The organism is Gordonibacter pamelaeae (assembly GCF_003340385.1).
In the GTDB taxonomy this organism is placed as follows: Bacteria; Actinomycetota; Coriobacteriia; order Coriobacteriales; family Eggerthellaceae; genus Gordonibacter; species Gordonibacter pamelaeae.
On record NZ_PPTS01000007.1, the window covers coordinates 146,015 to 166,199 of the forward strand.

Consider the following 20,185-nt stretch of genomic DNA (forward strand, 5'->3'; position numbering starts at 1 on the left):
GCGCACCGCTCATCAGACGAGGTAGCCCTGCCCCCGGCGCGTGGCCAGGAAGCCGTCGGGCACGCCGATGGAGGCCAGGCTCTTGCGCAGCCGGTTCACGTTCACCGTGAGCGTGTTGTCGTCGATGAAGGCGTCGGACTGCCACAGCTCCATCATGAGCTCCTGGCGCGAGATGATGGCGCCCTTGTTCTCCATGAGCAGGTGCAGCACGCGGAACTCGTTGCGGGTGAGCTCCACCCTGCGGCCCTCGTACTCCACGCGGCTTCTCGCCACGTCCAGCACGACGCCCTTGTGCTCGATGCGCGACGGCGGCTCGGTGCGCGCCGCACGGCGGAGCACCGACTGGATGCGCGCCAGGAGCACGGCGGGGTTGTAGGGCTTGGTCACGTAGTCGTCCGCCCCCAGGTTCATGCTCATGACCTCGTCGAACTCGTTGTCCGACGAGGTGAGCATGACGATGGGCACGTCGCTTGCGCTGCGCAGGTCGCGGCACACGGCATGGCCGCCGTCGCCGGGCAGCTTGAGGTCGAGCAGGACGCAGTCGGGGTCGGCGGCGAGCACCTCGTCGGCTATGCGGTCGAACGCCGTGCTGGCGAGCGCCTCATGCCCCTGCAGCTCCAGCAGGCGCATGAGCTCGCCGCGCAGCGCCGCGTCGTCCTCCACGACGAATATCCGGGCCACCGGGCCTCCTTCGCATTCGGTTTCGCGCACCGCGCCCAAGGGGCGATGCCGGGGTTCGCCCCTCATACTAGGGCAAGGGGGCGCGAGCGACCCCGAGCCGTAACCGTTTCGTCAACGGGCCGTCAGCGAAACCGCCGGGTTCGCGAACCCGGCAATGCCACCCGCGCCTTCATGGGGCAGCCGCCGCACGGCATGCGGCCCGGCGGCGGTCAGCCGCGCTTCGCGTAGGTGCGCGGCAGCAGGGGGCACCCCGGCTCCACGTTCGTGAAGTACCGCAGCAGGAAGGTGAGGCCCGCCACCGCGAGCGCGACGCCCAGGCCCGTGTAGAAGAAGGCGATGAACCAGTCGGGCACGAGCCCCGACATGCGCAGGCCGATGCCTCCGCCCATCATGATAGCCATCATGATGTAGCCCTTCTTGTCGAAGAACTTCAGGATGTTCGTCTTGGCCTCCTCGTAGCCGCCGATGCGCTTGGCGTGCTTGCCCACCATCTTCTGGAAGATGCGCGAGTGGAACAGCACGAAGATGACCGCGGAGCCCACCAGGAGTGCCCAGAGCACCCAGCCCCAGTCGTGCCGGTAGGCCGTGAGCCCGATGTTGGCGATGTTCGCGCCGGCGATGGCCCACACGATGCCGGCCACGAGCATGAGCTTGTTCGTTGAGATCTTGAGCATTGCTACCACCTTTCCCCGGCGGCCGCGGCGGCCGCCCCTTCCGTGCCGCACGCAGGGGCCTCCGGCCCTCCCACGCCGTCTGCCGCACCTTCAGCATCCGGCGCGGCCGGTCCGTAGAGCGCGGCGCGCAGCAGCGCCGAGAGCACGCGGCAGTCGGGCTCGCCCGCGCACAGGCCGGCGATCATGCTCTCGAGCGCGAAGGCCACGAGCTCGTCCGCCTCGACGCCCGCGCGCGCAGGGTCGGCCTGCGCATCGACCTCCAGCACGCCCCGCATGCCGGCGCGGATATGGTCGAACGTCGCGGACTCGCGCATCTTGCCCTCGTCGCGCCCCTGGATGGACAGCGCGCTGATCTGGGGCAGCCAGTCAGAGCGGAACGCCGCGAGCGCCGATGACATGGCTGCGTAGACCCGGCTGACGAAGGCGTCGAAGCGCTCCCCCTCCACGATGAGGCACAGGTCCTCGTGGAAGGCGCGCTGCCAGAACGTGCCGATGACCTCCACCAGGAGGTCGTCCTTCGTCGGGAAGTAGTTGTAGATCGTGCCCACGGACACGCCGCAGGCCTCGGCCACGCTGCGGATGCCCAGGCCCGCCAGCCCGCGCTCCTCCGCCAGCGCATAGGCCGCCTCGGCTATCGCCGCCCTGTCGACGCCCTGCCGCGCCATGGCCGCACCTCCCATCGTTCTTTGAACCTCGTTCACTTCCGTCTATTATAGCGAGGCGCGAGAACAAGGCAAGCGGTTTATGAACAATGTTCATAAACCGCTTGCGAAAGGTGGGGCGGCCCCGCTGCGCTTGGGCGGGAGGGCCGCATGGTGCGGAGGGGGTGGCCCGTTGGCGACAGGGCGGCACCGGTGCATGCAGGCCGGTCGGCCGGAGCGCACCGCGGCTCCAGGGCCGCCGCGCCCGGCAGGGCCGTCCTTCGCGGCAGGCGGGGACGCTACTGGTCCAGGCCCTGCTCCGCAGCCGCGGAGCTCACGGCGCCGTCGGCGTTGGACTGGAGTATCTCCAGCTTAGAGGGCCGGAAGTCGGGGCCGTCGCCCGAGCCGCTCATGACCACGATCTGGTCGGCCGAGACGGTGGGGTCGTCGACGACGGCGCCGGACTCGTCCACGATGACGACGTCGCCCTTGTTGAAGGTGACCTCGTCCTCCTGGGCCTCGAACTTCTGCAGGCCCTCGCCGTCCGCGGCGCTCAGGTCGCCCAGGACAACGGTGATCTCGTCACCGTTCACGCCCATGACCTGGCCGTAGTAGACGACGTCGCCCTGGCTGCCCGTGTTCTGCTGCTCGGAGCCGTTCTGCTCCTGCTGCTCGGTCGCGTTCTGCGAGCCGTTGTCGTTCGAGGAGCCGCCGTCGTCGGTGGCGCACCCGTGCAGAAACGGCGTCATCGCCAGCACGCCGGCCAGAACCATGCCCATCATTCTCATCTTCCGCTTGTTCATAATCGTGTCCCTTCGACGCAGGTGTCCGCGCGGCGAGGCGCGCGTGGTATCGGGTTCCGATTGTGAGGGACATCGGCGCCGGGCGCGAGGGGTTCCGGGCAACCGTCAGCCGCCGGTCACGGCGCTGAAACCTTCGCGCAAGGAGCGCCCCGCCGGGCGGAGGACCGCTGCGCGACAGACCCGTGCGGTCAGCCGCGCGGGTGGGCGCGGCGGTGCACCTGCTTGAGGCGCCCCGGCGAGAGGTGGGTGTAGACCTGGGTGGTGGACAGGCTCGCATGCCCCAGCATCTCCTGTACGCTGCGCAGGTCGGCCCCGCCCTCCAAGAGGTCAGTGGCGAAGGTGTGGCGCATGTCGTGCGGCGAGAGCGTCTCGTCGAGCCCGGCCGCGCGCAGGGACTCCTTGAACATCTTGCGGATGGCGTCGGTGGTCATGCCGTTGCCGCGGGTGGACACGAAGAAGAACGGGCACTCCCTCTCCTTGAGCAGCTTGGGGCGGCCGAGCAGCTGGTAGGTGCGCATGGAGGCGAGCGCCAGGTCGTGCAGCGGCACGATGCGCTCCCTCGCCCCCTTGCCGAACACCTTCACCTGACCGCGCTCGAAGTCGACGTTGGCCGCGAGCAGGCCCGACGCCTCGGACACGCGCGCGCCGCACGCGTACAGGAACTCCAGTAGCGCCAGGTTGCGCAGATCGGCGGGCGACTGCTCGCGCGGGTTGCCGGCGGCGTCGCGCTTGCCGTGCACCGAGAGCAGCCTCGCCATGTCGGCCGCGCGGATGACATGCGGCAGGTCCTTCTGCTGGCGGGGGCCCGAGAGCACGCTCGCCGGGTCGCAATCGCACACCCCCGTCACGTTGAGCCAGCGGAAGAAGCTGCGCAGCGCCGAGAGGCGCCGGTTGACGGTGGTGCGCGAGTACTGCGCGCGGTCGAGCTCGCCCAGATAGCGGCGCAGCTGCCGGTGGGTCGCCGCCAAGGGGTCGACCCCCTCGCGGGCGGCCCAGCGCGCGTAGTCCATGAGGTCGATGCGGTAGGCGCGCACCGTGTGGGCCGAGGCATTGCGCTCCACGCGCAGGGCATCGCAGAAGCCCTCGACCAGGGACGCGGCGCGCGGGTCGCACGAGGGCGCGCCGTCGTCGGGCGCGGGTACGGCGTCAGGCACGGGAGGCGCCTTGGCTCGGGCCGGCGGCGGGCGCATCGGCGCAGGTGGCAGGCCCTCCCGGCATGAGGCCGCGCGCGACCAGGAGGGCGCGGTAGGCCGCGAGCGCCTCGGCGCCGCGCGCGGCGTAGGCGGCATAGCGGTCGCGCTTGTTGCGCACGCGCTCCGCCAGCGGCTCCATGATGCCGAAGTTCACGTGCATCGGCTGGTAGTCCTTCGTCTCGGGGCTCGTGGCGTAGGCCAGAAGCGCGCCGAAGGCCGTCTCGCACGGCAGCGGCGGCAGGTCGGACCCCGAGAGCTCGGCTGCCACGGCGAGCGCGGCATGCAGGCCCGAGCGCAGCGCCTCGCAGTACCCCTCGGTGCCCGCCAGCTGGCCCGCCACGAACACGGGCGCGCCCAGCGCGGCGGCCCCGGGGGCCGTGAGGCGCAGGTTGGCGTCGAGCAGGCGCGGAGCGTCGAGGAACGTGTTGCGGTGCATCACGCCGAAGCGGGCGAACTCCGCCTGCTCCAAGCCGGGGATCAGGCGGAACACGCGACGCTGCTCGGGGAACGTCAGGTTCGTCTGGAAGCCCACCAGGTTGTAGCACGAGCCGTGCGCGTCCTCGGCGCGCAGCTGGAGCGCGGCCCAGGGGCGCCTTCCCGTGCGCGGGTCGGTGAGGCCCACGGGCTTGAGGGGGCCGAAGCGCGGGGCATCGAGGCCCTTGCGCGCGATCTCCTCGATGGGCTGGCAGGCCTGGAACAGCTCGCGCGTCTCGAAGTCGCGCAGCACGACGCGCTCGGCGGCCACAAGCTCGGCGGCGAAGGCCTCGTACTCCTCGTGCGTGAAGGGCGCGTTCAGGTAGTCGCCCGCCCCGTCGGACCCGTCCTCGTAGCGGCTCTGCCGGAACAGGCGCCCCCCGTCCAGCGAGTCGGCCATGACGATGGGCGCGGCGGCGTCGTAGAACGCCAGGTGGCCGGCGCCGGCGACGCGGGCGAGGTCGGCGGCGAGCGCTCCGGACGTGAGCGGCCCCGTGGCCACCACGAGCGCATCGGCGCCGCGGGCCGCCTCGGCCAGGCTCTCGGCCTCGCCGCGCACGAGGTCGACCAGCGGGTGCCCTTCGATGCGTGCCGTGACATCGCGGGCGAACGCCTCGCGGTCCACGGCCAGCGCGCCCCCGGCGGGCACGGCGTGCCGGTGCGCGGCGGCCAGCAGATGCGATCCCAGCGCCTCGAGCTCGGCCTTGAGCATGCCGGCCGCGCTCTCGGGCTTGGTCGACTTCAACGAGTTCGAGCACACGAGCTCGGCGCACGCACCGGTGGCGTGCACGGGCGTGGGCGTACCGGGGCGCATCTCCACGAGGCGCACGCGGAAGCCGCGGTCGGCAAGCTGGAGCGCCGCCTCGCTTCCCGCGAGGCCGGCGCCGAGTATGGTCACGTTGTCAGACATGCCTGCAAGGATACCAAACCTCGGAGCCATGGGAAACGGCGGGCGAGAAAAACCGGCGGATCGCCGGAGGGGGCGCTACGTACCGAGCGCGTCCGGCGGGCGCCGGGCGCAGCCGGCGAGAAGCGGGCGCGGCCCGCGCCGCTACCCGACAGGCGTGCTGAACTCGTACAGGGCCTCGGGGTACACTTCCTGGCCTTCAGGCCATCCAAGGGCCAAGCCCCCGTCGATGATGCGCACCTGCGCGAAGTACCGCTCTTCCGCCAAGCGTCCGTACGATCCGCCGCAGTCGATAAACGGGGCGGCGTCGAAAAGACGCCTCTCCCCCGTTTCGAACTCGAGCAGAAGCTCGCTTCCGCCCCTCGGCTCGACCTTCGTCAAGTCGGGCTGGCTTTTGCCCATCCCGCAGGCAACCTCGTCGACCAAGACCGGCTCCCCCATGAGCACGCCACCGCCTTCCTATCGCAACGGATCGATCTTGAAAGCATCGAGCCCCTCCGAGAGGAGCTTCCAGTCGGCCTCGAGCTCTTCCCTATGAAGGACGACCCATGCCCTAAGCAGCGTCAGCTTCCTCGGCGGGAGATACCCGTCGAGCACCTCGCCCTCGAAATCGAGCGAGCAGCTGAACTCCGCATAACGGGCGTGGACATGCGGTGCGTGATGCTTTCCCGCCGACTCATTATACATGATGACCACTATGCCGAAGAACATGGAGATCGTCGCCATCTCGCCCCCTCCTTCCGCCTTTCCGCTCATCCACCGATGCGATGCCCCTCACCCCGCCGGCCCCCAGCGGCCGTCGGGGTAGCGGGCGGCGAGGCCCGTGCGCTCGGCCTCCACAAGGCGTTCCATGAGCCAGGCGCGCGGCTCGGCGGAGCCGCAGGACGCGCGGGCCACGGCGTAGAGATCCTCCATGCCCAGCGGCTCGGCGGCGAGGGCCGCGGCCACGGGATTGGCGGCGAGGGCGGACGGGCGCATCCCTGGACGAACCGCGCCAGCGGCTGCCGCATGCTCCCCCGCAGGCGGCCACTGCTCCTGCCTCAAGCATCCGAACAGGGAGAACAGGGCGTCCTCGAACGTCTCGTCGTCCACGACGGGCTGCGCCCCCTGGTACAGCAGGCGGTTCGCGCCGCGCGACGAGGCCGCCGTGATGGCGCCGGGCACCACGAGCACGTCGCGGTTCGCCGCGAGCGCCTCGTCGGCGGTGGAGAACGTGCCCGACGGCAGCCCGGCCTCCACGATGAGCACGGCCCGGGCGAGTCCCGCGATGAGGCGGTTGCGCTGCCGGAACATATAGGGCCGCGGCTTGCGGTCCCACGGCTGCTCGGACGCCACCGCCCCGCCGCCGTCCACGATGCGCTGGAACAGGCCTGCGTGCGTCGCCGGGTACGGCTCGTCGCAGCCGCCCCCGAGGAACGCCACCGTCGGCGCGCCCTCGGCGAGCGCGGCCTCGTGGGCCGCCGCGTCGCATCCGCGCGCGCCGCCCGATATGACCACAACGCCCCGCCGCGCTGCCGCGCCGGCGAAGCGCCGGGCGCAGCCCGTGCCATAGGGCGTCGCCCTGCGGGCGCCCACCACGGCCAGGCCCTCCTGGAGCGCACCCGGGTCGCCCACGACGTAGAGGCGCCGCGGCGGGTCCGGCACGCGCGCGAGCGCCGCGGGGAAGGCGCCGTCGCCGGGCGCGAGCTCGGCGCGGGGGCCTCTCAGCCGCATGTCCCCACCCCCTCCCGCAAGCGGAACGCGAGCGCCTCGCACAGGTGCCCCCGCCCCACCGACGCCGCCTCCTCCATGTCCGCGATGGTGCGCGCCACCGCGAGCGTGCGCATGATGGCGCGCCCGCTCATGCGGGCGGCTCGCGCCGCGTCCTCGAAGAAGGCCTCGTCGGCCGGCGCGAGGGCGCACGAGCGAACAAGGGCCTCCGTCCCCTCGCCGTCGCCGACCCGCGCCCGTCGCCAGGAGGCGTACTCGCGCGCACCCAGCACGGCGGCGCGCATGTCGTCCGACGACGTTCCCCCGCCCGTGCCCAGCACGTCGCGCGGCGCCGAGCGGCGCACGTCGACGTGCAGGTCGATACGGTCCATGAGCGGCCCGCCGATACGGTTCTGGTAGGCGCTCACCTGGGCCAGCGTGCACGTGCAGGCATGCTCTGCGTCGCCGAAGTAGCCGCAGGGGCACGGGTTCGCGGCCGCCACCAGCATGAAGCGCGCCGGGAACGACACGTTGCCGTCGGCCCGCGTGACCGTGACGCGCCCCGACTCCATGGGCTGGCGGATGCCCTGCAGCACCGAGGGCCGGAACTCGGGCAGCTCGTCCAGGAACAGCACCCCCTGGTGCGCGAGCGACACCTCGCCCGGCCGCGGCGGCGTGCCGCCGCCCACGAGCCCCGCGGTCGTGGCCGAGTGGTGGGGGCTGCGGAAGGGCCGCACGCCGCCGAGCAGGGCGCCCACCTCCTCGCCCGCCACCGAGTGGATGAGCGCGGCCTCGAGCGCCTCGTCCTCCTCGAGCGGCGGCAGGATGGAGGGCAGCCGCGAGGCCAGCATCGTCTTGCCCGATCCGGGCGGCCCCATCATGAGCACGCCGTGGCGGCCGGCGGCGGCCACCTGCAGCGCGCGCTTCGCCATGTCCTGGCCGGCCACGTCGCGGAAGTCCGGGGCGGCCGGCGCATGGGAGGGCCGCCGGGGGGCGAGGGCGGGGAACTCCCCCGAGCGGAAGTCGGCGATCGTGCGCACGGCGCGCTGCTCGAGGCCGTCGATGGCCACGAGGCGCTCCGGCGCGTCCGCGCAGACGAGCATGCACCCCAGGTCGCGCGCGCACAGCGCATAGGCCAGCAGGCCGTCCACGGGCCGCACGGCCCCCTCCAGCGAGAGCTCCCCCACGATGAGCGCGCCCTCGGCCAGGCGCGGGTCCACCTGCCCCGTGGCCGCGAGCAGGCCCACCGCGATGGGCAGGTCGAACCCCGACCCCGTCTTGCGCAGGGCGCCGGGCGCCAGGTTCACCACCACCCGCTCGTTCGGCATGGAGAAGCCTGCGGCCCGCAGGGCGGCGCGCACGCGCTCGCGCGCCTCCTGCACGGCGGCGTCGGGCATCCCGACGATGCAGAACGCGGGCATGCCGCTGCCCACCACCACCTCCACGTCAACCGGCACGGCCTCCACCCCGCGCAGCGTCGCGCCCTGCACGGCGAAGCGTCCGAACACGCCGCTCACCCCGCCGAGAAGGCGCCGATATGGTGCCGTATGAACGCGCGGTCGGGCGGCACCACCACGATCGACACCACGTCGAAGCGCACCGGCACGTCCACCACGTCGTAGTCCACCAGGAACAGCGCCGCGATGCGCTCGTAGCGGCTGCGCTTCCCCGCGTCCACCGCCTCGGAGGGAAGCCCCTTCTCGGTGTTCGACCTCGTCTTCACCTCCACGAACACGAGCGCCTCCCCGTCGCGCGCGATGATGTCGGCCTCCCCCGCCGCGCACGTCCAGTTGCGCTCGACGATGTCGTAGCCGCGCCGGTCCAAAAAGCGCGCCGCCGCATCCTCGCCGCGCCGGCCGAGCTCCCGGTTGCGGCAGCCGATCGCCTCGGCGCCCTCGCCATCTGCCGGCTGCCCCTGCCTCGGCTTCGCCTTGGAACGCGGCTTGCGCCGCTTGGCGGGGGCATCCGGCGGGCGCGCCCCCTTTCCTTTCGTGGAGGTCGGTTCCTCCTGCAGCCGCTCCTGCACGGCCGCGGTACCGTTCTCGTCCATTCGTCGCCCCTTTCTTCTCTAGGGGCATCATAGGTCCGCAACCTTTCCGGGGAACCGTCGCGGAGGCCCGCATGGAACCGCCCCGATTATGCGCGGTCCTTGCACGGCGGCCGCATGAACCTGGCGCGCTTCTTGCACGGATCTGGCAGAAAGCCGGCGGAAATTCGGCAGCCAGCCGATGCGGGGGCAACTCCGCAGGTGGAACATGCAGGGGCCGATGGTCGGCACCTTGGGCGCCGGCGGGAGGAGGGGCACGTGCGAAGGTGGAAAACCGTGGCGCGCGACAAAGCCGCCGGACGGCATGCACGGGAGAGCGTCGCCCCGGCGAGGCGCCGGGCAGATGCGAAGCGCCCTAGAACAAGGTCGGCTGCGTGAAGGCGGTGCAGAACGTGGCGCGATGGAGGGGGGTGAGGCCGAAACGCTTGATGGCCTCGATATGGGCGGGGCTCGCATAGCCCTTGCAGGAATCGAAGCCGTACTCGGGGTAGTCCTCGGCGTAGCGGCACATAAGGGCGTCGCGCTCCACCTTGGCCACGATGGAGGCTGCGGCGATCGACGCGCAGCGGCAGTCGCCTTTCACCACGTTCACCTCGCGGTCGTCGAGGCGCAGAGGGTTGCCGTCCAGCAGGACGACGTCCGGGCGCACGCCGGCGGTCTCGATGTGAGCCAGCGCATGCCTGAACGCGGTGACGAGCGAGGCCGTCATGCCCGCGGCATCGATGTCGGCCGCTTCCACGTACTCCACCGTCCACGCCACGGCCACCTGCTTGACCTCGAGGGCAATGCGCTCGCGCACTTCGGCTTTGAGCTGCTTGGAGTCGTTGAGGCCCTCCACCGCGGGCTCGGGGGGAAGCACGACGGCGCCCACCGCGAGCGGGCCGGCGAGCGGGCCGCGGCCCACCTCGTCGAGCCCCACGACCACGCCGGCGCCGCGCCCCTCGGCGAGCGCCCGCTCGAACGCGTACAGCGAGGCCAACCGTTCGCGCTCGGCCTGCTCGGCCTCGATCCGGCGCCGCGCCACCTCCACGGCGTCGCGCACGCCCTTGCGCGTGTCGGCCACGAGCGAGCGCTCGAGCACGGCGAACTCCCGCGCGCCCGCCTCCTGCAACCGCTGCCTTATCTCGGCGACCGTCGGCCCCATGCGCCCGCACGTCCCTTCTCGTCCGCGCGCCCGCCCCCGCGGCCGCGCCCGTTCCCGTCTCTCTCCCATGATAGCAAAAGCCGCCCAACCGGGCGGCAGAAGAAACACGGCAAGCGTAGTCACCGCCTACCAATTCGCGCGCAGCGCGAATATTAACCGGCCAGGTTGGCGTAGTAAGACAGCGAGAAGCCCCCTCGCGCCGATAATCGGCCCGTTTCGCGGCAGAGCGTACTTCTGTACGCGAAGGCAAGCGAAAAAGGGGCGAGGATCAGTGCGAAGGGGCTTCGCAGCGTCAGCTCGTTCGGCGGCCGTCAGGCCGACGGAACCTAGCGGAAGGACTTCTCCTTGATCTTGGCGGCCTTGCCCACCTTGTCGCGCAGGTAGTACAGCTTGGCACGACGGACGTCACCCTTGCGCATGACCTCGATCTTCTCGATCTTCGGGGAATGCACGGGGAACGTGCGCTCCACGCCGATGGAGAAGCTGACCTTGCGCACCGTGAACGTCTCGCGGCTCGAGGCGCCGTGGCGGCGGATGACATCGCCCTGGAACACCTGGATGCGCTCGCGGCTGCCCTCGACGATGCGGTAATGGACCTTCACGTTGTCGCCCACGTTGAAATCGGGGAGGTCCTGCTTGATCTGCTGCTGTTCGATAGCGCGAATGATGTCCATGTTCGTTATCCTTCTATGCGTTCAGATTGAATCTCGTATCGTGTTCTGTGGAAAGACACAATTGGACAGTATACTGCCCCATGCCCGCTCGCGCAAGGAAAAAAGCGCCGTCTTCCTGCATTTTTTCCCGAAACCGCCCCGCACTCCACGCAAATCCCAGATTCGGCGCGCCCTGCGCTCATCATTTCGCCGTGCGGCACCGCGAAGCCGCAACCCGGATGCGGGGCGCGGGACGTTCCCGGCAAAGCTGCCGGGCGGGCCAGCGCCGCCTCAGACGAGCGAGAGCAGCGCGTAGGCGGCCACGCCCGACACGGCGCACCACAGAAGCGACTTCGTCCTCCATGCCACGATCGCCACGACGCCGGCAGCCAGAAGCGGTGCGGCTGCCGGCCAGAGGCCCGCGTCGAACATGCCGGGCGTCAGCAGGTCGTTCGCCACGAGCGCGGCGAAGGCGGCCGACGGGATGAACCCGAGCGCCTGCTCCACCCCCTCCGGCAGCTGCTTGCCCTTGAGCGCGAACAGCGGCACCGTGCGGCACACGAGCATGGTGACGGCGCAGCACGCGAACACGACGAGAAAGTCGCCCCATCCCATCGGCTCCATCAGCCTCGCTCCTTCGCCCAGGTGAACGCCAGCGCCGCTGCGACGCCCGCGAGCGCGCCCACGAGGATGGCCGGCCCCCCGAGACCCACGGCCTTGCAGGCGAACACGCCCAAGACGGCCACGGCGGCGGCCACGAGGTTCGCAGGCGTCGGCCTCTGCGTGACCAGCAGGCAGATGAAGATGGAGGTCATGGCGAACGCCGCTATGGCCAGCGGCACGCCGATGGCGTTGCCCACGAGCACGCCTGCCACGTTCGAGAGCGCCCAGGAGCTCTGCGAGAACAGGTTAACGAGCGTGGCGCGCCCCACCGACCAGTCGCCCGCCTCGAACCTCGCCGTGTTCACGCCGTAGCTCTCGTCGGTCACGGTGGCGGAGAACAGGAAGGCCAGGCGCTTCCTCACGCCCTTGCACGCCGGCGCGAAGGCGGCCGAGTACAGCATCTGGCGCGTGTTCACCAGCGACACGCTGGCGATGATGGAGGCCAGCGGCGAGCCCGCCAGCCACATGTTCGGGATCATGAACTGCCCGGCGCCCGAGTAGAACAGCGCCGAGAGCAGGAACACCTGCAGGGCGTCCAGGCCGATGGAGGCGCACAGGATGCCGCAGGGTATGCCGATGGCCACGTAGCCCAGCATGATGGGCAGCGCGGCTGAAAACGATTGTCGTATGTGGTCCCCGGAAAGCACAGCCTCCCGATTATACAAGTTCCGCGCCTGCGATCAATGGGTATCTTGATCGCGGGCGCGCCGGGCCGGGCCTGCGCGCGGCGCCGGGCCCGCAGGGGCCCGGGCTTCCCTAGTAATGCACGGAGTGCGGGATGAACAGCTGCTGGAACAGGTTCTTGGCGAAGCGGTCGGTCATGCCGGCCACGTAGTCGGTCACGGCGCTCAGATCGTCGCCCTCGGCGATGGCGCGGTACTCCTCGGGCACCTCTTCCGTGTGCGCCACGTAGTAGTCGAACAGGGCGCCCACGAGGCGCGTGGCCTTGTCCACCTCCGCCATCACGACGGGCGCCGTGTACACGCGCGCGAACAGGAACGCTCTAAGCTCCATCATGGCGTCCCACACCGAGTCGCTCATGCGGATGTCGTCTGCGGCGGCCGACGTCTCCACCATGTCCATGACGAGCGTCTGGATGCGCGAGGAGTGGTCGGGGCCGAGCACCGCGTGCGTCGTGTCCGGCAGGTCGCCCTCGGACAGGATGCCCGCGCGTATGGCGTCGTCTATGTCGTGGTTCACGTAGGCGATGCGGTCGGCCGTGCCCACGATGCGGCCCTCGAGCGTCTCGGCTCGCAGGTCGCCGGTGTGATTGAGGATGCCGTCGCGCACCTCGGGCGTGAGGTTGAGCCCCTTGCCGCCGTTCTCGATGCGCTCCACCACGCGCAGGCTCTGCTCGTTGTGCCGGTAGAGCGCCTCGGCCTCGGGCGAGGCGGGGTCGATGCCCCGGTGGCGGGCGATGCTGCGCGCGAGCGCCTCCTCGCCGGTGTGGCCGAACGGCGTGTGCCCCAGGTCGTGCCCGAGCGAGATGGCCTCGGTCAGGTCCTCGTTCAGCCCGAGCGCCCGCGCGATGGTGCGCGCGATCTGCGCCACCTCGAGCGTGTGGGTGAGCCGGGTGCGGAAGTGGTCGCCCTCGGCGGCCAGGAACACCTGCGTCTTATGCGACAGGCGTCGGAACGACTTCGTGTGGAGGATCTTGTCGCGGTCGCGCTGGTAGTCGTTGCGCAGGATGTCGGGCTCGGCCGAGCGGGCGCGACCCTCGCTCTCGTCGGCGAACGAGGCGTCGGGCGAGAGCGCCTCGTGCGCGCGCTCCTCCTGGTCTTCGCGATGGATGATGCGCATGGCGGACCTCCTTGCTCGTCGTAGACGCCCTCAGTATACCAGCTTGCCCGGCTCGAACACGCCGCGCTCCGTGACGATGCGGGTGATCAGGGAGGCGGGCGTGACGTCGAACGCCGGGTTCCACACCTCCACGCCGGGGATGGGCGCGGGGAGCACCTCGGCGGGGTCGCGCTCCTCTATGGGGATGCCCGAGCCGTCCGGAAGCGTCGGGTCGATGGTGGACGTGGGGGCGGCCACGTAGAACGGGATGCCGTGGTGGCGCGCGAGCACGGCCACGCCGTACGTGCCTATCTTGTTGGCCGCGTCGCCGTTGGCGGCGATGCGGTCGGCCCCCACGAGCACGGCGTCCACCCGGCCGGAGGCCATGAGGCTGGCGGCCATGTTGTCGCATATAAGCGTGCAGGGGACGTTCGCCCGAGAGAGCTCCCATGCCGTGAGGCGGGCGCCCTGGCCCACCGGGCGCGTCTCGTCGGCGTACACGCGCTCCACCTTGCCCTGCGCGGCGGCCGCGTACACGATGCCGAGCGCCGTGCCGAAAAACGCGGTGCCCAGGCTGCCGGCGTTGCAGTGCGTGAGGATGCGGGAGCCGGGCGCGAGCAGCTTCGCGCCGTGGGCGCCGATGGCGCGGTTCACGGCCTCGTCCTCGGCCTCCATGCGCTTGACCTCGTCGTAGAGCTCGTCGGCGAGGGCGCGCGGCGCAGCGGCCCCGCCCGCGAGCGCGTGGGCGAGACGCTCGAGGCGGCGCACACCCCACGCCAGGTTCACGGCGGTGGGACGCGCGTCGGCCACCTCGTCGGCCACGCGGCCGAGCTCCGCGAAGAAGCTCGGGGGTATCTCCCAGCACCCGCCTGCCGTCGGCGAGCCGGCGCCGACGTTGCCCGCCCACAGCGCCACGGCGGCCGCGCCGACGATGCCGAGGGCGGGGGCGCCGCGCACGGCGAGCGACTTGACGGCGCCCACCACGGCGCGCCAGTCGCCCGTGCGCTCGAAGGCGAGCTCGCCGGGCAGGCGCCGCTGGTCGATGTAGGCGAGGCGCGGGCGGCCGTCGCCGTCGCGCTCGAGCTCGACGGTGCGCGGCAGGTTCTCCAGGCAGAGGGGCTGGCTCATGGGGCGTCCTTTCTTCGTCGCTGCCATTCTAGCGCATCGAGCCTGCGAAAGGGCGCCGGCACGCACGTAAAGGCTCCGTGACCGCGGCATGACGGTTCGGCGGACGGGCGCGGCCCTCGGGTATCGTGGGCCCTGCGCGCGCCGAGCCGGCCGCGCGGAAGCACCGCCGAAAGGAACCCGTATGGAACCCCGCACCGCCCCCTCCCCCGTCGCGTCAGCGGACGCGGCCCCTTCCCCGCGCGCCGAGGCCGCGGCCGCGGCCTGGCGCGCAAAGCCCGCCGCCGTCGTGCTCGCGGCGCTCGAGACCTCGCCGGACGGCCTGACGGACGCCGAGGCGCGACGCCGCCTGGCCCAGAACGGGCCCAACGAGCTGGCCTCGAAGCCGCCCAAGACGCTCGGCGCCATGGTGCGCGAGCAGCTGGGCGACCCCATGGTGCTCATCCTCGTGGTGGCGGCCGTGCTCTCGGCGCTTCTGCGGGAGTGGGCCGAGGCGGGCATCATTTTCGCCATCGTGGTGGTGAACGCCGTGATCGGCATCGTGCAGGAGCGCAAGGCGCAGTCGTCGCTCGAGGCGCTGCGGTCGCTCTCCGCGCCCACGGCCCGTGTCGTGCGCGGCGGCGCCGAGGAGATCCTGCCCGCCCGCGAGCTCGTGGTCGGCGACCTGGTCATGCTGGACGACGGCAGCATGGTGCCCGCCGACCTGCGCCTCTTGGACACGGCGAGCCTGCGCGTGCAGGAGGCCTCGCTCACCGGCGAGTCGGTGCCTTCCGAGAAGGACGCCGACGCGAAGGTCGCCCCCGGCGCGCCGCTCGGCGACCGCTCCACCATGGCCTTCGCCACGTCCATCGTCACGGGCGGACGCGGGCGGGGCGTGGTGACAGCCACGGGAATGGGCACCGAGGTCGGCCAGATCGCGGGGCTTTTGGAGGGCGACGAGGAGCTGGACACGCCGCTCAAGCGCAAGCTGGCCTCGTTCGGCAAGCTGCTCACCATCGTGGGCGTGGCGGCGGCGCTGGCCGTGGTGGCCATCGGCCTGGCCTACGGCCGGCCGTTCGTGCCGCTTCTGCTGCTGGCTGTGTCGCTGGCCATCTCCGTCATCCCCGAGAGCCTTCCCGCCACCGCCACCATCGTCATGGCGCTGGGCGTGCAGCGCATGGCGCGGCACCAGGCGCTCGTGCGGCGCCTGCCCGCCGTGGAGACGCTTGGCGGCGCCACCGTCATCTGCACGGACAAGACCGGCACCCTCACCGAGAACCGCATGAGCGTCGTGCGCGTGGCGCTGGGCCCGGACCTCGACCGCGGCACGGCCCAGGAGCCCGCCGCAGCGCTCGCGGCGCACCCCGCGCTCTTCGGCGACCTGGCGTTCGTGGCGGCCCTCTGCAACGACGCGAGCTTCGCGGAGGGCGAGGCGGCGCCCGGGGCCGCGGGGAGCGGGGAGGCGGAGGGCGAACGAGGCCCGGCCGACGGCGGAAGGCCGCCTGCCGCGGACGGCGCCGCCGCGGACGCCGTGATCGGCGACCCCACCGAGGGCGCGCTGCTCGTCATGGCGCGCGACATCGGCGTGGAGCCGGCAGCCCTGCGCGCATCCTACCCGCGCCTGGCCGAGCGCCCCTTCGACTCCGACCGCAAGCGCATGGCCACCGTGCACGAGCGCGACGGCCAGGTGGTGGCGGCCGTGAAGGGCGCCCTCGACGGCCTGCTGCCCCGCTGCGCCTTCGTCATGGACGACGACGGGCCGCGCCCGATCACCGACGACGACCGCGCGCACGCCCTCGAGGCGGCGGCGCGGCTTTCCGACGAGGCCCTGCGCGTGCTGGCCTTCGCCACGCGGGCGCTTCCCGCCGTGCCCGGCGACGAGGAGGACATCGAGCGCGAGCTCGTGCTGGTGGGGCTGGTGGGCATGATGGACCCGCCGCGCCCCGACGTGCGCGCGGCCGTGGACACGTGCCGCACGGCCGGCGTGCGCACCGTCATGATAACGGGCGACCACGCCGCCACGGCGCGCGCCATCGGCGAGGAGCTGGACATCTACCGGCCCGGCGACCTCGTGGTCACGGGAGAGGAGCTGGAGGAGATGGACGACGCGGCGCTCGACGACGCCGTGCGCCGCGCCAGCGTGTTCGCCCGCGTGTCGCCCTACCACAAGCTGCGCATCGTGCGCGCGCTCAAGCACGACGGCGAGGTCACGGCCATGACGGGCGACGGCGTGAACGACGCGCCCGCGCTCAAGGCCGCCGACATCGGCGTGGCCATGGGCATCACGGGCACCGACGTGGCGAAGGACGCCGCCGACATGGTGCTTCTGGACGACCGCTTCACCACCATCGTGTACGCGGTGCGCGAAGGGCGGCGCGTGCACCGCAACATCCAGAAGGTCGTGCAGTTCCTCGTGGCCGACAACCTGGCCGAGATCGTGGTGCTGCTGGCCGCCGTGGCCCTGAACTGGAACGCGCCGCTCACGGCCGTCATGATCCTCTGGGTGAACCTGGCCACGGCGACGCTGCCGGCCCTCGCGCTCGGCGTGGAGCCGTCGAGCCGCCACATCATGGAGCACCCGCCGCTGCGCGCGGGCACGCTGCTGGAAGGGCGCCAAGCGCGCCGGGTGGTGTTCCAAGGGCTGTTCGTGGCCGCCTTCGCCCTGCTCGCGTTCGTGATCGGGCGCGAGGCGGGCGGCGATGCGGTCGGGCGCACCATGGCGTTCGGCGTGCTGGCCTTCTCGCAGGTGCTGCGCGCCGTGAACCAGCGCTCCGACACCGATCCCGTCTGGGACCGCGAGGGCGGCCGCAACCCGCAGCTCGCCTGGGCCGTGGCCGCCAGCACGGCGCTCATGCTCGTCGTGCTGCTCGTGCCGCCCGTGCGCGAGGCGTTCGGCGGCGCGGCCATGGACGCGTGGCAGTGGGCGACGGTGTTGGGCCTGGCCTTCCTCTCGCTCGTGCAGACCGAGGCCGCGAAGGCCATCGGGCGCTGGAGGGCGCGCCGCGGTCAGGCGACGGCCGGCCTGCGGGGCTAGCCCGCGGACCGAGCGCGAGGCGGGCGCCTCGCCGTGCCTCCCCATCGGGCGCCCCGCATCCGGACGCGGGGCGCCCGATCGTCTATACTGGGGCCTAGCTGGCGCGGGCGCCGCATGGCGGCCGCGCTTCCTGGGAAGAGGCGTTGGAAGGGGAGGCTTATGGACGGTAACGGGTTCTCGTGCTTGAGCTGCGCCGGCGAGGCGTGCGAGTTCCAGACGGGCGGCAACCCGCCGCAGTGCGTGGAGGGGCTCGTGAGCGAGGCTATCCACGAGGAGGTGCGCGAACGCTACCGCGAGCCGGAGAACCACCGCGTCATGCAGGCGGCGGCGCTCACGAGCGAGCGCTGCGCGAACCTCACGCGCGTGCAGGAGACCTTGGAGTTCGCCGCGCGCATGGGCGCGCGCAAGATCGGCATCGCCACCTGCACGATGCTGCTCGACGAGAGCCGCACGCTGCGCAAGCTGCTGGAACGCGCGGGCTTCGAGGTGTTCGGCGTGGCCTGCAAGGTGGAGGGCAACCGCCGCGCCGACCTCGGCCTGGCGCCCGCCGCCGACGGCGGGGAGGGCCCGGTGCTGTGCAACCCCGTCATGCAGGCCCGCCTTCTGGAGGAGGAGGGCACCGACCTGAACATCGTCATGGGCCTGTGCGTGGGCCACGACACGCTGTTCTACCGCCACTCGCACGCCCCCACGACCACGCTCGTGACGAAGGACCACGTAACCGGCCACAACGCCTGCGCCGGCCTCTACGCCTCCAAGTCCGTGTACCGCCGGCGCCTGAACGAGACCGTCGACGCCTGCCGCGAGGGCGTCATCGCGCAGGTCTGACCTGTTTCGACCTTGCGGATACGGCAGGCCTAAGGCTTCGGTACCGTTCGATGGCGCAACGCTCAATGCGAGGCCTTAGCTGCGCGCGCGTTCTCCCTCGCGCATGCGGCGCAGCGCGCACACCCCCAGGGCGCCGGCCGCCACAAGACATGCGACGGCGGCGAGGGCGCCCGTAACCCCGTCGCCCGTGGACGCGAGGCGCTGGGGAGCGGGCACGGGCTCGGTCGGCGCGAGCGGCGCGGGAACGGGCACGACCGGCGCAGGATCGGGCGCGCCCGGCGCGTAGGTCGCATCAACAACCCCGTTCACCAGCTTGGCGATGAGCGCATGGCCGTCATGGTTCGGATGCGGGTCGACGTTGAACGAGATCGAGCCGTCGGCGGCGCGCCCGATGGAGACGTTCGTCAAGCCGGGGTTGTTGAACGGCTCGTACAGGTTCACGGCGGCGTAGCCCTCCGTGTTCCGGGCGAACGCCTCGTTCATGATCTCGATGTAGTGCGCGCCGGCGCTGCCGAGGTCGATGGACAGGGGCAGATCGGGATCCGCATGCGCGGCTAACTTGGGGAACAGCGTGCGCACGTCGAGCACCTGGCCGTAGAACGGGTTGTACAACGTGGTCCAATACACCTGGGCGCGCGGCGCGCGGGCATGGACGGCGTCCAGGATGGCCGGCTGGTTCGTCGTCGCGAACGTCTCGCAGGCGGCGAGCAGCTCAGGGTCGGCGACGAGGGCCGCGTTGATGCGCTCGATGGCAGCCGACACCTTCTCGAGCAGCTCTTTGACAGGGTCGGGGCGCTTGGCGACCACCGCGTCGCCCGCGTCCGAAACGACCGCTTCGCCCGCGTCCGCCGCCAGCGCGGCCGCGTCCGGGCCTGCTGCGGCTTCGACGGCGAGCGCCGCCTCTATCTGCGCTATATCCGCATCGCTTAGATCGCTGATGGGTTCGAGCGCCTCGGCGATGATCTCGATGAACCGCCCCAGCAGGTCGTTCGAGCCGATGGTCACGCTCACCGCGGTCGCATCGGCAAGCGCCGCGTCGTAGGCGCCCGCCTGCAGCGCGTCGAGCAGCTGCGTGCTCGTCCAGCCCGAAGCAGCCAGGTTGTCCGTCACCGACGGGCCGAACGCGTCGGCGAAGTGCGCGCCCACCAGCGACACGAACGCGTCGGAGGGCGTGGGCTCCTGGTCGTAGCACTGGTCGCTGTTATCGTATTCGGGCAGCGCGTAGCCGGCGGCGATGCTGTCGCCGAACGCCACGTACTTCGTGAGCAGCGGCTCGCAGGCTATGCGCTCCTTCGCGATGCCCGCGGCCATAAGCCGTTCGACCATCGCCGCATCGCGCACGGTGAACGTCGTCGTGTCCGCGAGTCCCGCGAACGCGGCGGGGTCCACGTCCAGGACGCCCTCGATGTCGATGCGCTCCACCGCGCCCGATGCGGCCGCCGCGCCGCTGAAGGCGCCCGCCGCGATGCCCTCCACCGCGTATGTGGCGGGATCCTCCCACGCCTCCATCACCATGATGGAGGCGGGAACCGCGACGATGCCCGCAGCTCCCTCCGGCAGCCCGGCCAGCACGACCGCTCCTTGCGCGGCGCCCGCGTCGCGCACGATCGTGTACGACATGTCCATGCCCGACTTCTTGTGCACGACGGTGTCCCCCGCCGCCGCGAACGCCTGCAACGGGCAGAACGCGAGCACGAGCGTCGCCGCCAGGATTCCCACCGCGATGCGGCGCGCGCTCGGCATGATCGATCTTCCAGCCATTCCCTCGCTCCTTCTTCGAGTTCGGACGAATCGCTTGCGAATGCCGGTTGGCCGCCGAGACGCCGCCCGATCAGCATTCCGGCACCCCAAGAGCCGCCGCGACGGCATAA

Annotated in this window: 20 protein-coding genes; 2 read left to right on the top strand and 18 right to left on the bottom strand. The window is 71.6% G+C overall.

What is annotated here, in order from left to right; translation table 11 throughout:
* Nucleotides 1-12 precede the first annotated feature (12 nt).
* From C1877_RS11815 to mtnA, 17 genes are all read right to left on the bottom strand, one after another.
* Nucleotides 13-681, bottom strand: coding sequence for a response regulator transcription factor (locus tag C1877_RS11815; RefSeq protein WP_114569255.1), 669 nt, complete (start codon nt 679-681; stop codon nt 13-15).
* Between the two features lie 209 nt (nt 682-890).
* Complete coding sequence (locus C1877_RS11820; RefSeq protein ID WP_015538848.1) at nt 891-1,355, bottom strand: hypothetical protein; 465 nt, start codon at nt 1,353-1,355, stop codon at nt 891-893.
* A 2-nt stretch (nt 1,356-1,357) separates the two neighbouring features.
* The gene (locus tag C1877_RS11825) at nt 1,358-2,020 is read right to left on the bottom strand and encodes a TetR/AcrR family transcriptional regulator (RefSeq protein ID WP_181813845.1); all 663 of its coding nucleotides are present in this window, start codon (nt 2,018-2,020) and stop codon (nt 1,358-1,360) included.
* A 275-nt stretch (nt 2,021-2,295) separates the two neighbouring features.
* Nucleotides 2,296-2,799, bottom strand: coding sequence for an SH3 domain-containing protein (locus C1877_RS11830; protein ID WP_114569257.1), 504 nt, complete (start codon nt 2,797-2,799; stop codon nt 2,296-2,298).
* Nucleotides 2,800-2,987: 188 nt separating this feature from the next.
* Nucleotides 2,988-3,953 carry a tyrosine recombinase gene (locus C1877_RS11835; RefSeq protein ID WP_227155144.1) on the bottom strand — a complete coding sequence of 322 codons (966 nt, stop codon included), beginning with the start codon at nt 3,951-3,953 and terminating at the stop codon, nt 2,988-2,990.
* On the bottom strand, nt 3,946-5,376 hold the full coding sequence (gene trmFO, locus C1877_RS11840; RefSeq protein ID WP_114569259.1) for a methylenetetrahydrofolate--tRNA-(uracil(54)-C(5))-methyltransferase (FADH(2)-oxidizing) TrmFO: 1,431 nt from the start codon (nt 5,374-5,376) through the stop codon (nt 3,946-3,948). Before trmFO ends, C1877_RS11835 begins: the two co-directional genes overlap by 8 nt.
* Before the next feature lie 141 nt (nt 5,377-5,517).
* On the bottom strand, nt 5,518-5,814 hold the full coding sequence (locus C1877_RS11845; RefSeq protein ID WP_015538850.1) for a DUF2442 domain-containing protein: 297 nt from the start codon (nt 5,812-5,814) through the stop codon (nt 5,518-5,520).
* A gap of 18 nt (nt 5,815-5,832) precedes the next feature.
* Nucleotides 5,833-6,099, bottom strand: a complete 267-nt coding sequence (locus tag C1877_RS11850; RefSeq protein ID WP_041238851.1) for a DUF4160 domain-containing protein — start codon at nt 6,097-6,099, stop codon at nt 5,833-5,835.
* A gap of 48 nt (nt 6,100-6,147) precedes the next feature.
* The gene (gene dprA, locus C1877_RS11855; RefSeq protein WP_114569260.1) at nt 6,148-7,086 is read right to left on the bottom strand and encodes a DNA-processing protein DprA; all 939 of its coding nucleotides are present in this window, start codon (nt 7,084-7,086) and stop codon (nt 6,148-6,150) included.
* Nucleotides 7,077-8,570, bottom strand: coding sequence for a YifB family Mg chelatase-like AAA ATPase (locus tag C1877_RS11860; protein ID WP_114569314.1), 1,494 nt, complete (start codon nt 8,568-8,570; stop codon nt 7,077-7,079). The genes dprA and C1877_RS11860 overlap by 10 nt, the downstream gene beginning before the upstream one ends.
* 5 nt (nt 8,571-8,575) lie before the next feature.
* Nucleotides 8,576-9,112, bottom strand: coding sequence for a YraN family protein (locus C1877_RS11865; RefSeq protein ID WP_114569261.1), 537 nt, complete (start codon nt 9,110-9,112; stop codon nt 8,576-8,578).
* Nucleotides 9,113-9,464: 352 nt separating this feature from the next.
* Nucleotides 9,465-10,253: a ribonuclease HII gene (locus C1877_RS11870; RefSeq protein ID WP_114569262.1), complete on the bottom strand. Its 789-nt coding sequence runs from the start codon at nt 10,251-10,253 to the stop codon at nt 9,465-9,467.
* Nucleotides 10,254-10,579: 326 nt separating this feature from the next.
* A complete protein-coding gene (gene rplS, locus C1877_RS11875) occupies nt 10,580-10,927 on the bottom strand; it encodes a 50S ribosomal protein L19 (RefSeq protein ID WP_015538852.1) in 348 nt (115 codons plus the stop codon).
* A gap of 270 nt (nt 10,928-11,197) precedes the next feature.
* A complete protein-coding gene (locus tag C1877_RS11880; RefSeq protein ID WP_015538853.1) occupies nt 11,198-11,530 on the bottom strand; it encodes an AzlD domain-containing protein in 333 nt (110 codons plus the stop codon).
* Complete coding sequence (locus C1877_RS11885; RefSeq protein ID WP_015538854.1) at nt 11,530-12,165, bottom strand: AzlC family ABC transporter permease; 636 nt, start codon at nt 12,163-12,165, stop codon at nt 11,530-11,532. Before C1877_RS11885 ends, C1877_RS11880 begins: the two co-directional genes overlap by 1 nt.
* 160 nt (nt 12,166-12,325) lie before the next feature.
* Nucleotides 12,326-13,369, bottom strand: a complete 1,044-nt coding sequence (locus tag C1877_RS11890; RefSeq protein ID WP_015538855.1) for a deoxyguanosinetriphosphate triphosphohydrolase — start codon at nt 13,367-13,369, stop codon at nt 12,326-12,328.
* A gap of 30 nt (nt 13,370-13,399) precedes the next feature.
* A complete protein-coding gene (gene mtnA / locus C1877_RS11895; RefSeq protein ID WP_114569263.1) occupies nt 13,400-14,476 on the bottom strand; it encodes an S-methyl-5-thioribose-1-phosphate isomerase in 1,077 nt (358 codons plus the stop codon).
* A gap of 181 nt (nt 14,477-14,657) precedes the next feature.
* On the opposite strand from mtnA, the gene C1877_RS11900 reads away from it, so the two are divergent.
* Together C1877_RS11900 and C1877_RS11905 are read left to right on the top strand one after the other, a co-directional pair.
* On the top strand, nt 14,658-17,486 hold the full coding sequence (locus C1877_RS11900; RefSeq protein ID WP_114569264.1) for a cation-translocating P-type ATPase: 2,829 nt from the start codon (nt 14,658-14,660) through the stop codon (nt 17,484-17,486).
* A gap of 159 nt (nt 17,487-17,645) precedes the next feature.
* Nucleotides 17,646-18,314, top strand: coding sequence for a DUF1847 domain-containing protein (locus tag C1877_RS11905; RefSeq protein WP_015538856.1), 669 nt, complete (start codon nt 17,646-17,648; stop codon nt 18,312-18,314).
* Between the two features lie 75 nt (nt 18,315-18,389).
* On the opposite strand, the gene C1877_RS11910 is transcribed toward C1877_RS11905, so the two are convergent.
* Entirely contained in the window at nt 18,390-20,075 is a 1,686-nt protein-coding gene (locus C1877_RS11910; RefSeq protein WP_114569265.1) for an SGNH/GDSL hydrolase family protein, read from the bottom strand.
* Nucleotides 20,076-20,185: the final 110 nt, after the last annotated feature.

Coding starts and splice junctions, on each gene's coding strand:
- C1877_RS11850 (WP_041238851.1), bottom strand. CDS start 6,099: ATGGCGACGATCTCCATGTTCTTCGGCATAGTGGTCATCATGTATAAT.
- C1877_RS11865 (WP_114569261.1), bottom strand. CDS start 9,112: ATGGACGAGAACGGTACCGCGGCCGTGCAGGAGCGGCTGCAGGAGGAA.
- C1877_RS11820 (WP_015538848.1), bottom strand. CDS start 1,355: ATGCTCAAGATCTCAACGAACAAGCTCATGCTCGTGGCCGGCATCGTG.
- C1877_RS11890 (WP_015538855.1), bottom strand. CDS start 13,369: ATGCGCATCATCCATCGCGAAGACCAGGAGGAGCGCGCGCACGAGGCG.
- C1877_RS11900 (WP_114569264.1), top strand. CDS start 14,658: ATGGAACCCCGCACCGCCCCCTCCCCCGTCGCGTCAGCGGACGCGGCC.
- rplS (WP_015538852.1), bottom strand. CDS start 10,927: ATGGACATCATTCGCGCTATCGAACAGCAGCAGATCAAGCAGGACCTC.
- C1877_RS11830 (WP_114569257.1), bottom strand. CDS start 2,799: ATGAACAAGCGGAAGATGAGAATGATGGGCATGGTTCTGGCCGGCGTG.
- trmFO (WP_114569259.1), bottom strand. CDS start 5,376: ATGTCTGACAACGTGACCATACTCGGCGCCGGCCTCGCGGGAAGCGAG.
- C1877_RS11825 (WP_181813845.1), bottom strand. CDS start 2,020: ATGGCGCGGCAGGGCGTCGACAGGGCGGCGATAGCCGAGGCGGCCTAT.
- C1877_RS11845 (WP_015538850.1), bottom strand. CDS start 5,814: ATGGGGGAGCCGGTCTTGGTCGACGAGGTTGCCTGCGGGATGGGCAAA.
- dprA (WP_114569260.1), bottom strand. CDS start 7,086: ATGCGGCTGAGAGGCCCCCGCGCCGAGCTCGCGCCCGGCGACGGCGCC.
- C1877_RS11910 (WP_114569265.1), bottom strand. CDS start 20,075: ATGGCTGGAAGATCGATCATGCCGAGCGCGCGCCGCATCGCGGTGGGA.
- C1877_RS11870 (WP_114569262.1), bottom strand. CDS start 10,253: ATGGGGCCGACGGTCGCCGAGATAAGGCAGCGGTTGCAGGAGGCGGGC.
- mtnA (WP_114569263.1), bottom strand. CDS start 14,476: ATGAGCCAGCCCCTCTGCCTGGAGAACCTGCCGCGCACCGTCGAGCTC.
- C1877_RS11905 (WP_015538856.1), top strand. CDS start 17,646: ATGGACGGTAACGGGTTCTCGTGCTTGAGCTGCGCCGGCGAGGCGTGC.
- C1877_RS11885 (WP_015538854.1), bottom strand. CDS start 12,165: ATGCTGGGCTACGTGGCCATCGGCATACCCTGCGGCATCCTGTGCGCC.
- C1877_RS11880 (WP_015538853.1), bottom strand. CDS start 11,530: ATGGAGCCGATGGGATGGGGCGACTTTCTCGTCGTGTTCGCGTGCTGC.